This window comes from Geoglobus ahangari, assembly GCF_001006045.1.
In the GTDB taxonomy this organism is placed as follows: Archaea; Halobacteriota; Archaeoglobi; order Archaeoglobales; family Archaeoglobaceae; genus Geoglobus; species Geoglobus ahangari.
On the sequence record NZ_CP011267.1, the window covers coordinates 1,760,948 to 1,770,093 of the forward strand.

General features: G+C 55.3%; 10 protein-coding genes. 6 read left to right on the forward strand and 4 right to left on the reverse strand.

Going from position 1 to position 9,146, the window contains the following annotated elements; genetic code table 11:
- Window positions 1-17: 17 nt before the first annotated feature.
- The 4 genes from thiI to GAH_RS10195 are packed head-to-tail and all read right to left on the reverse strand — an operon-like array spanning window position 18 to window position 4,049.
- Window positions 18-1,145 (reverse strand): tRNA uracil 4-sulfurtransferase ThiI, encoded by a 1,128-nt coding sequence (thiI, locus tag GAH_RS10180; protein WP_048096565.1) that lies wholly within the window; start codon window positions 1,143-1,145, stop codon window positions 18-20.
- Window positions 1,142-2,068, reverse strand: coding sequence for a DUF169 domain-containing protein (locus tag GAH_RS10185; protein ID WP_048096566.1), 927 nt, complete (start codon window positions 2,066-2,068; stop codon window positions 1,142-1,144). The genes thiI and GAH_RS10185 overlap by 4 nt, the downstream gene beginning before the upstream one ends.
- Entirely contained in the window at window positions 2,065-3,249 is a 1,185-nt protein-coding gene (pscS, locus tag GAH_RS10190) for an O-phospho-L-seryl-tRNA:Cys-tRNA synthase (RefSeq protein ID WP_048096567.1), read from the reverse strand. The genes GAH_RS10185 and pscS overlap by 4 nt, the downstream gene beginning before the upstream one ends.
- Window positions 3,250-3,275: 26 nt before the next feature.
- Window positions 3,276-4,049 (reverse strand): sulfite exporter TauE/SafE family protein, encoded by a 774-nt coding sequence (locus GAH_RS10195; RefSeq protein WP_052747855.1) that lies wholly within the window; start codon window positions 4,047-4,049, stop codon window positions 3,276-3,278.
- 116 nt (window positions 4,050-4,165) lie between these two features.
- On the opposite strand from GAH_RS10195, the gene GAH_RS10200 reads away from it, so the two are divergent.
- The 6 genes from GAH_RS10200 to GAH_RS10225 are packed head-to-tail and all read left to right on the forward strand — an operon-like array spanning window position 4,166 to window position 9,137.
- Window positions 4,166-5,557, forward strand: a complete 1,392-nt coding sequence (locus GAH_RS10200) for a nitrite/sulfite reductase (RefSeq protein ID WP_048096568.1) — start codon at window positions 4,166-4,168, stop codon at window positions 5,555-5,557.
- Window positions 5,547-5,789, forward strand: a complete 243-nt coding sequence (locus GAH_RS10205; RefSeq protein WP_048096570.1) for a sulfurtransferase TusA family protein — start codon at window positions 5,547-5,549, stop codon at window positions 5,787-5,789. The genes GAH_RS10200 and GAH_RS10205 overlap by 11 nt, the downstream gene beginning before the upstream one ends.
- Window positions 5,780-7,333, forward strand: coding sequence for an FAD-binding protein (locus GAH_RS10210; protein ID WP_048096572.1), 1,554 nt, complete (start codon window positions 5,780-5,782; stop codon window positions 7,331-7,333). The genes GAH_RS10205 and GAH_RS10210 overlap by 10 nt, the downstream gene beginning before the upstream one ends.
- Entirely contained in the window at window positions 7,330-7,623 is a 294-nt protein-coding gene (locus GAH_RS10215; protein ID WP_048096574.1) for a 4Fe-4S binding protein, read from the forward strand. Before GAH_RS10210 ends, GAH_RS10215 begins: the two co-directional genes overlap by 4 nt.
- A complete protein-coding gene (sat, locus tag GAH_RS10220) occupies window positions 7,620-8,744 on the forward strand; it encodes a sulfate adenylyltransferase (RefSeq protein WP_048096576.1) in 1,125 nt (374 codons plus the stop codon). The genes GAH_RS10215 and sat overlap by 4 nt, the downstream gene beginning before the upstream one ends.
- A 12-nt stretch (window positions 8,745-8,756) precedes the next feature.
- Window positions 8,757-9,137, forward strand: coding sequence for a DsrE family protein (locus tag GAH_RS10225; protein ID WP_048096578.1), 381 nt, complete (start codon window positions 8,757-8,759; stop codon window positions 9,135-9,137).
- Window positions 9,138-9,146 lie beyond the last annotated feature (9 nt).

A 9,146-nucleotide genomic window follows, 5' to 3' on the forward strand; every position in this document is an offset into this window, starting at 1 on the left:
TTGTTACCATAAACGCACTAACCAAACTCAATAACCTCGGCGCTCTCAACCGCCTCTTTCTCCCTCAGCTGGCAGTTCTCCTCCATCCTCTCCACTTCATCCAGCTTGGCACTGGTGATGGGGTGCTTCGAAACGAGCAGAGAGCAGCAGTCCTCGTACGGGAGGGTCGAGATGTCGTACGTTCCTATCCTCCTCGCAATTTCGACTATCTCATCCTTGTCGAGCCCTATGAGCGGGGTGAGAACCGGGTAATTGCTGGCGGCGTAGATCGTGCGGAGGTTCTGCAGAGTTTGCGAGGCCACCTGACCGAGGGAGTCTCCGGTGACGATGGCCTTGGCCCCCTCCCTTTCCGCGATGAGCGACGCCATCCGCATCATGCTCCTCCTGTATACAACCATCCTGTAATCGGAGGGTATGCAGCGGATGATCTCCATCTGAACGTCCCTGAACGGAACCATGTAGAGCCTGACCCTGTGAACCTCGGAGAGCTTTTCAGCGAGATCGTGTATCTTCTTCCTCACGCTCTGGGAGTGGATGGTGGAGTTGAAGAAGTGGACGAGGACGACTTCAGCCCCCCTTTTCATCGCGAGAAACGAGGCAACGGGGCTGTCAATACCACCCGAGATCAGGGAGACGACCCTGCCTGAAACACCGACAGGCAGCCCGCCAATCCCCTCAATCCTTTCGGAGTAGACGTAGGCGTGCTTGCTTGAGATCTCGACGTAAATGATTTTGTCCGGGTTGTGGAGATCAACTCTCAGCTTTTTGGCCTTCAGAATCCTCTCCCCGACAATTCTGTTAATCTCGATGGAGGTGAGCGGGAAGTCCTTGTTGCTCCTCCTCGTATCAACCTTGAATGTGCCGGCGTCCGGGGCTATCTTCAATGCCCTCTCGCATATGCTCTCCACGTCAAGCTCGGCAACCTCGGCGAGGGCGGAGTACTTGACCCCCGGGGTCTTCCTGAGAACCTCAGAAATGGCAGGATTCTCGCTTTCAACCACAATTCTCCCGTATTCTCTCCTGATCCTGCAGTCCTCTATCTTTCTGATCTTCCTCCTAAGGTTCTCAACGAGCCTCTCCTCGAAGTACCTCCTGTTCTTGCCCTTGAGGGCTATTTCCGAGTAGTGGACGACGTAAACCCTCATGCCTCATCACGCAGCTTTTTCAGCCTTCTTGCCTCCTCAACAAGCCTTTCGACCTCGCCGTTTATTATCTCTTCGAAGTCCGGTCTCCTGTAGTCTTTGAAGACGTCAATATCAACAATTCCGCTGAGCTCGACCCAGTTTTCTCTTGGTATGGCTACGTAGTTACCGCTGTACCTCTCAGCAACCCTCTCAGCCTCCTTCTCGCTCCTGAACTTGACGGATGTGAAAACGCCAAGAGAGTTGGAGTCCCCCTTGAAGACGTACAGCTTAACGCTCTTGCCATTGACAAAGCCCATGAAGTGGTCCGTGGCCTTGTCGAAACCCATGCTCTCGAACCTCTCTATCAGCTCCTTTGGCAGGTCATCCATGAGGCACCCGCAGAGCGACTTGATCTCCTGCCTCTTTATGGCGAGCTCGATCCTCCTGAACACATCGTGGGGGAAGCCTATGACGACTTCATCTCTCCTGTATCCTCCAAACTCTCTCGCTCCGGGGCAGAGGAACGAGACGTTTGGCTTCCGCTCTTCCCTGACGAGTGCCGTTGCCTCCTCACAGACGGCAGTCTCTCCAGAGAACACTGCTCTCAGCTCCTCGTCGAAGAGCTTTTTGTAAAATGAGGAGATGCTCATCACCCTGTCAGGCGTTGTTACCACCAGCACAACATCGCACTCCTGTCCCTCGTAGGGCTCGAGCACTATTGCTTTAGTCTCATCCACGCCATCCTCCGTTATAAAGCGGAGCGACACCAGTGCCCCGGCGCACGTCAGGTTGAACTCGTCCACGACAATCCTTTCCCCCTTCTCGGCAACCAGCCTGACGGCCTCACAGAACCTGTACTCGCCCTCGCTTCCCTTAACCTCCTCATCGCTGAATCTGACAGCCACGGGTGAGAGATGAATCTCGAAGTGCCTCCTGAAGCTCAATCTTCCACCTCCACCCCGTACTTCTCGGCTATGTCCTTAAATGCCCACGCGACCTTCTCGAGCTCCTCCCAGCTAAGCCCGTAGGTGTTGAGCTTGAAGTTCTTGGTCATTCCCGCCTGCACCCCGAAGACCTTTCTCTTCTTGAGCTCGTGGTAGAGGAAGTACCCCCTCTTCCTGTGCTTCTTCGCGATGTGGTGGAAGGCTGGAGATTCGAAGTGCATCAGCGTGTGGTTCTTGGGCCTCTCGCCTATTAGCTCGACCCCCTCTATCTTCTCCATCTCCCTGACAAACCACCTTGCCTTCTCCACTTCCTCATCCCACCTCTTCACCCTCTCCACAACTCTCGGGAACGAGGCCATGAGGGTCATAACCGGCAATCCGTAGACAGGTGAGCATCCGAACAGGGCAAGCTCCTTCTTCGTGAACGCCCTTCCGCTCCAGTCACCCCTAAGCTTGGACGTTCTGAAGACACTGTCCGCGAGCTCGTAGTTTGTGGCGAGGATGCCAATTGGTGCCGTGGCCGCCCAGCTCTTGTGCCCGCTGCCCACGATGAAGCTTGCCCTGAGCTTCTTTCCGTCAACCTCCATTATTCCGGATGTGTAGGCCGTGTTCAGAACGAGCGAAACCTCGTATTCCTCGCAGATCTTTCCGACCTTCCTCGCGTCTGCAAGGTTCCCGTACCTGTAGTCCACGTGGGTGAGCAGCGCCAGATCCGGGTACCTCCCCGTCTCCTCCTTCACCCTCTCGAAGGTTGTGGCATAGCCCTCAGGATCTATCCTGAAGTCCGGATAGCCCGAGTTGGGCACCTCGTAAACCCTGATTCCGTTCAGCTCTGCCGCAATGTATGACGTGTAGTGGGCGAGGGAGTCGAGGACGAGCGTGCCGTTTTTGAACGCTGACATGATCGCGAACTTCGCGTGCCTCGCACCAGCGGTAAACCTTGCGGTATCCATTCCGAGGAACTCTGCAACGTCCTGCTTGAACTCGTCTATGGGCGGGTTCTTCACCAGATCAACTCTGCCCTCAAGGCACACGTCACAGACGGAGTAGCCATCAGCCCACTCAAGCAGAACTCTTCTGGCCTCCTCAGTCAGAATCCCCCCTCTCTGTATCGGGTGGACGTTTATCATTCCGCTCGATACTCTCTTCAGGTTGTTCGGGTGGTAGCGGTTGAGATCCATCCCCATGGTTAACACCGTTTAGTTATTTAAACTTTACCCGCTATGAGCGTCAGGGATGCGAGGGCTATGCACGCAGATATCGCCATCTTGAGCACGCCGGGCGAGCACCTCTTGGACGTGCAGTAGCCTGCATAGGCACCTACAAGTCCGGGAATTATCAACCTTGCGGCCAACTGCGTGTCAACATTCCCGAGACTGCCGTGAGATAGCAGCGCCACACCTGATAGCACTGTAGACGTCACCAGATCTGTCCCCACAACCCTGTTCGGCCTGAGGTTCGTCAGGTTCAGTATCGCGAACGTCATCAGCGTTCCACTGCCAACCGAGGTGAGCTGAACGAGCACGCCGACAGCAAACGCGACGCAGGCTATCGCCCACCACCTCGAGTCTGACTCGTGAAAACTCTCGCAGTATTTCTCGCACGCAAAGCACTCTGCCTTGACCCTGTGCCTCAGGCCGCTGTAGATCATTAGAATCGAAACGGTGAAGAGCACAGCCCCAAGTATGATCACGAGAGCGGTGCTGTCCACAAGCTTGTCTCTGAGCATGAAGTATCCAAGCAGCACCCCTGCGACGCCCGGGGGAGCGGTGGTGTAGAACAAACGTATATCGAAGTTGCTCCCCCGCTTGTGGAGTAGGGAGGAGAATGACTTGACGGTAAACGCGTAGGCCAAGTCGGTGCCCACAGCCCTCTCTATCCCCACCCCGAGCATCAGAAGGGCGGGGGTCATCAGTGCCCCCCCACCTATTCCGGTCAGGCCCACAAGGAACCCCACTATCAGGCCCAGAACCTCGTACATCTGATCCCACCTTTAACGCCGTTTAGTGGATGGGCGGGATATTAATAATTAACGGCGTTAAATTTAAATAGCGTAATTCCAAAAGGTGTTCATACATCCTCATGGGGTGAATTGCTATGGAGATAAGCATTGACATAGGCGATATCTCGAAGTTCGTGGGAAGGTACTCCCTCGGCAGGGATAACGGTAACGGCTCTCTCCACTTCCTCAGGATAAAGGTTCCCGCCGGCCAGATTGATTCCGAGAGGTTGAGGAGGGTTGCGGAACTTTCGAGGGAGTACGGGAGGGGATACGCAGAAATCACGGACAGGCAGAGCATCCAGCTCCACTGGATTGATCCGGAGAAGTCCCTCGAGATATTCGGAAAGCTCTACGAGATAGGATACTTCACGGACATGTGCGGACAGGGGTTCAGCGGTGCCTGCTTTGGGGATGTGAGGAACATAATCGCGTGCCCGCTGAGCGGGAAGATAAACGACTTTGACGTTGCGGAGCATGCGGTAAGGCTAACCGACTTCTTCACGGGGAATCCCGACTACCTTGACCTGCCAAGAAAGTTCAAGATAGCCTTTTCAGGATGCGGTGGGGACTGTGTGAGGCTCGGGATAAACGACCTCGGAATGTTTGGCATTGAGTACAACGGAGAGAGGGGGTTCGTTCCGTTTGTTGGAGGGAGCATTGGCGCGAGCCATCCCGGTCCAACCCTCGCAAAGAGCCTCGGCGTGTTCGTGCCGGAGAGCAAGACCTTTGAGTTCGTGAAGGCGGTTGTGGAGATACACAGGGATCACTCAAGCAGAGAGAGCAAGGCAAAGGCGAGATTCAAGAACCTCGTGTCAGAGTGGGGTCTGGACAGGCTCAGAGAGGAGATTGAGAGCAGAGTCGGCCCTCTTGAGCGCATTGATGTCGCAGCACCCTCACAGTGTGACCACAACGGCTCGGGAGTTCAGACCAATGGTCTGCAATACTACACCCTTCCCGTGCTTGGAGGCGTGCTGTCGGCAGACAAGCTTGAATTCATAGCCGAGATGGCCGACAAGCACGCAGATGGTGAGGTCAGGCTCACTCCGGAGCAGAACGTCACATTTGTGGACGTCGACGATGTGGAAAGGCTGAAAAACGACCTTTCAAAGAAGTTCGATCTGAAAGAGGGCAGGCTCTACTACTCGTCAATAGCCTGTGCCTCCAACTTCTGCGGGAGGACGAGCGAACCGCACGCAAAGGAGCTGCTTGAGAGGCTTGTGGAGGTGTGCGAGAGGAAGGGGGTGAAGGATCTGAGAATACACATATCCGGATGCAGGAACGCGTGCGGCTGCCACCACGTTGGAGAGATAGGACTGGTCGGCAGGCCTGTCAGAACAAAAAACGGGGTGGTTCAGGGTTATGACCTGCTTGCCGGTGGAGATTTCGCCAGTCTCAGGATGGCGAAGGTCGTGAAGGAGGGTCTGCACGGGGATGAGCTCGTGAGGGAGTTTGAAAGGCTGCTGGAGGAGATGAGAAATGGAGCTTAAGCTCAAGCAGGTTGGGGAGAACACGTACGAGCTGGATGTCAGGGGAAACACGTGCCCGTTCCCCCAGATATTCACCGAACTCGCGCTGAAGAAGGTTGGGGATGCTGTCCTTGAGGTGATAACCGACAATCCACCGTCGGCAAGGGATCTTCCGCTTGTCCTGAAAAAGAAGGGGTATCAGGTGGAAACAGCCAAGGAGGGTGACCACTGGAGGATCAGGATATGGAAGTGATCAACACCGATCTGGCAGTAATAGGCGGCGGCACGGCAGGGTGCATGGCAAGCTACGAGGCAAGAAAGCTCGGTCTTGAGACGGTGATCATAGATAAGGCGAGACTGAGGAGGAGCGGGTGCCTTGCCCCGGGCGTCAATGCCATCTACTCCTATCTGCACGAGGGAGATGATCCCGAGGACTACTACGAGTTCGTGAAGTTTCAGGGGATGGGCCTTGCGAGGAAAGACCTCGCCCTGACCCTTATCAGGGAAACGCGGTATGCGGTCAGCGTACTCGAGGACTATGGTTTACCCGTTCTCCACGAGAGGCAGGGCAGGTTCGGGATGAGGATCTACGGGGAGCACATAAAGCCAATACTCGCGGACATTGCAGTCGAGTCGGCGGAGAACATAATCGAGAGGGTATACGCGCTGGAGCTTGCGGTTGAAGGTAACGAGGTGCACGGAGTTTATGTTTTCGACCTGAGAAGCGAGGAGGTGTTTTTCGTAAGGGCAAAGGCCGTGCTCATAGCAACCGGAGGAGCGAGCGGGCTTTACAGGGCTTACACCGTCCCATGGTACCCTCCCTCAAACGCCGGCACCGGGTACTCGCTGGCAATAAGGGCTGGGGCTGAGATGGAGGGGCTCGAGTTCAGGTTCATCCCACCTCGAATCAAGGACGTGAACAGCCCCATAGGGGTCACCGCCGTGGGGTTCAAAGCACCGCTGAAGAACTCCGAGGGCGAGGAGTTCATGAAGACGAGATACGAGGAGTTTGGAGGTGAGACCGCTCCGATAGCCATCAGAGCATACGCTCCGTCGAGGGAGTATCTGGAGGGCAGGTTCCCCGTTTACATAGACACACGGGGTCTGAACGATGAGCAGAAGGAGAAGCTGATAAAGCTGTATCTCAACGCATGGCCGATGTTTTACCTGTTCGTTGTCGCGAGGGGGCTGGATTTCTCAAGGGATATGCTCGAGGTCATGCCCTGCGAGCCCTACATATCCGGCTCCCACACCGTTGCCGGCATATGGGTTGATGAAGGCAGGATGACCTCTCTCAGCTACCTCTATGCCGCGGGAGATGCTGCTGGAGGCGTGCCGCTGAAGCATGTGGGCGGAGCTCTCGCTGAAGGAATTATAGCCGCGAGGAGCGCAGGCAGGGTATCGAGGGCCAACGACTTCAGACCCCAGGAGATCAATGTGGAGTTTGGTGATTATTCGTGGAAGGATGCGGAAGAGAGAATGCAGTTTGTCCTCGACCACTATGCTGGAGGCATATCGAGGTACTACATATACAACGAGGCCTCTGCAAGAGCCGCGCTCAGGGAGATAGAGCACCTCCTCGGTCTCGACATTGGTGGTGAGGCTGTGAGAGTTTTCGAAACGAGGGACAGGCTTGTTGTCGCGAGGGCAATGCTCCACCACATGATAGAGAGGAGAGAGACGAAGATGCCGCCGTTCCAGATGAGGAGCGACTATCCGGAGCTTAGCAGCTCGAACTACATGCTGGTCTCGAAGTATGACGGGCAAGGGTTCGCTTTCAGGAGGGATTACGTGTGATCGTCTTTGACTATGATGCATGCATCAAGTGCGGCAAGTGTGAGAAGATCTGCCCGAGCCTTGCAATAGCCATTGATGACTACCCGGAGCTGAGATACGCTGACAAGTGCTGGCACTGCTGCGCCTGCATAAAAGAGTGTCCTGCTGGGGCTATAAGGCTCAGACTGCCACCCCACATTGGTGATCAGAGGTACGAACTGCTCGCCTTCGAGGATGGGAAGGATGTCGTCTATCAGGTGTTTTTTGAGGGGAATGTTGTGGACGAGATGCGGATCAGGGTGAGAAGGTGATCGAGCCCCACGGCGGAAGGCTTGTGAAGAGAGTGGCGGATGAGAGGCTCAGGGAGGAGGCAGGAGAGCTTGAGAAGGTGGAGATTGACAGGGAGAGGGCACTGGATGTGGAAAACATAGGGCTCGGGATATACAGCCCCCTCGATGGCTTCATGTGCTCCGAGGACTTCGAAAGCGTTCTGTGGGAAAGGAGGCTTTCAAACGGGCTCAGCTGGACGATTCCGATCGTCCTCGATCTGAACCTTCAGGAGGGCGAGAGCTACGCTCTGACTCACAGGGGAACTATCGTCGGGATCATGGAGGTGGAGGAGGTCTACAGGTTCGACAGAAGGGAGTACGCGAGATGCGTGTTCGGCACAGAGGATACTGAGCATCCCGGGGTCAGAAGGACGATGGAGATGGGTGAGGTGCTCGCCGGAGGGAGGGTGTGGTTCGTCGAGTTTGCGGACAAAAGATTTGACGATCACTTTTTCCCTCCCGAGGTAACGAGGGAGATTTTCAGAAAGTGGGACTACGTTGTCGCGTTTCAGACGAGAAACGCCCCTCATGTTGGGCACGAGTACGTTCAGAAGTCGGCGATGATGGCCGTCGAGGCCTACACTGGCGGGAGCGTTGGTCTGTTCATAAACCCGGTGATAGGCAGGAAAAAGAAGGGTGACTTCAGAGACGAGGCGATAATAAAGGCTTATCAGGTGCTGATCGAGAACTACTACAGGAGGGAGAACACGTTTCTCGGCATATGGAAGACAGAGATGAGGTACGCTGGCCCACGAGAGGCAGTTCTGCATGCAATAGTCAGACAGAACTTCGGAGCGACCCACTTCATAGTCGGGAGAGACCACGCGGGAGTCGGGAACTTTTACGGGCCATACGACGCGCACGAGATGCTGAAGGAGCATGACGATCTCAAAATAAAGCCCCTGTTCTTCAAGGAGTTCCACTTCTGCGAGAGGTGCGGGGTTATAAGCAAGAGCCTCTGCCCCCATGACGCGAGAGAGTTCAGCGGAACCTATGTCAGGAAATGCCTGCTTGAGGGCATCGAGTGCGTGTTCATAAGGGACGAGGTGCTCGAGGCGATAGCGGAGATGGAAAATCCTTTTGTTGGAGAGGAGGGGTTTTAGCGAGGTGATAGCATGATATCCATAATCGTGCACAGCGGGGAGTGGGACAGGATTTACCACGCGTTCAGCATCGCGACAACGTACTCTGCGGTTGGAGAGAAGGTGAAGGTCTTTCTGACATACTGGGCGATAGACACCGTGGTTAAGGACAGGGTGGAGTGTGGAGATGAGAGAAAGAACGATGTGATCAGGAGGGGGATTGAGAAGGGCAGTGTCAAGGGGCTTGAGGAGATGGTCGCACTCGGCAAGGAGTTCGGGAACCTAGAGATCGTGGTCTGCAGCGGTAGCATGGAGCTTCTTGGATATGGCGAGAGCGACATGCCGCCGTGGGTGGACAGGGTTGGCGGTCTTGCCGAGCAGTTAATGAATGCGGAGAAGGTAATCTTCATCTAATTCTTATTA

Bases quoted from the DNA above. Each gene is read 5' to 3' on its own strand.
- GAH_RS10195 (WP_052747855.1), bottom strand. From the start codon at position 4,049: ATGTACGAGGTTCTGGGCCTGATAGTGGGGTTCCTTGTGGGCCTGACC.
- GAH_RS10200 (WP_048096568.1), top strand. From the start codon at position 4,166: ATGGAGATAAGCATTGACATAGGCGATATCTCGAAGTTCGTGGGAAGG.
- GAH_RS10205 (WP_048096570.1), top strand. From the start codon at position 5,547: ATGGAGCTTAAGCTCAAGCAGGTTGGGGAGAACACGTACGAGCTGGAT.
- GAH_RS10210 (WP_048096572.1), top strand. From the start codon at position 5,780: ATGGAAGTGATCAACACCGATCTGGCAGTAATAGGCGGCGGCACGGCA.
- pscS (WP_048096567.1), bottom strand. From the start codon at position 3,249: ATGGATCTCAACCGCTACCACCCGAACAACCTGAAGAGAGTATCGAGC.
- thiI (WP_048096565.1), bottom strand. From the start codon at position 1,145: ATGAGGGTTTACGTCGTCCACTACTCGGAAATAGCCCTCAAGGGCAAG.
- GAH_RS10225 (WP_048096578.1), top strand. From the start codon at position 8,757: ATGATATCCATAATCGTGCACAGCGGGGAGTGGGACAGGATTTACCAC.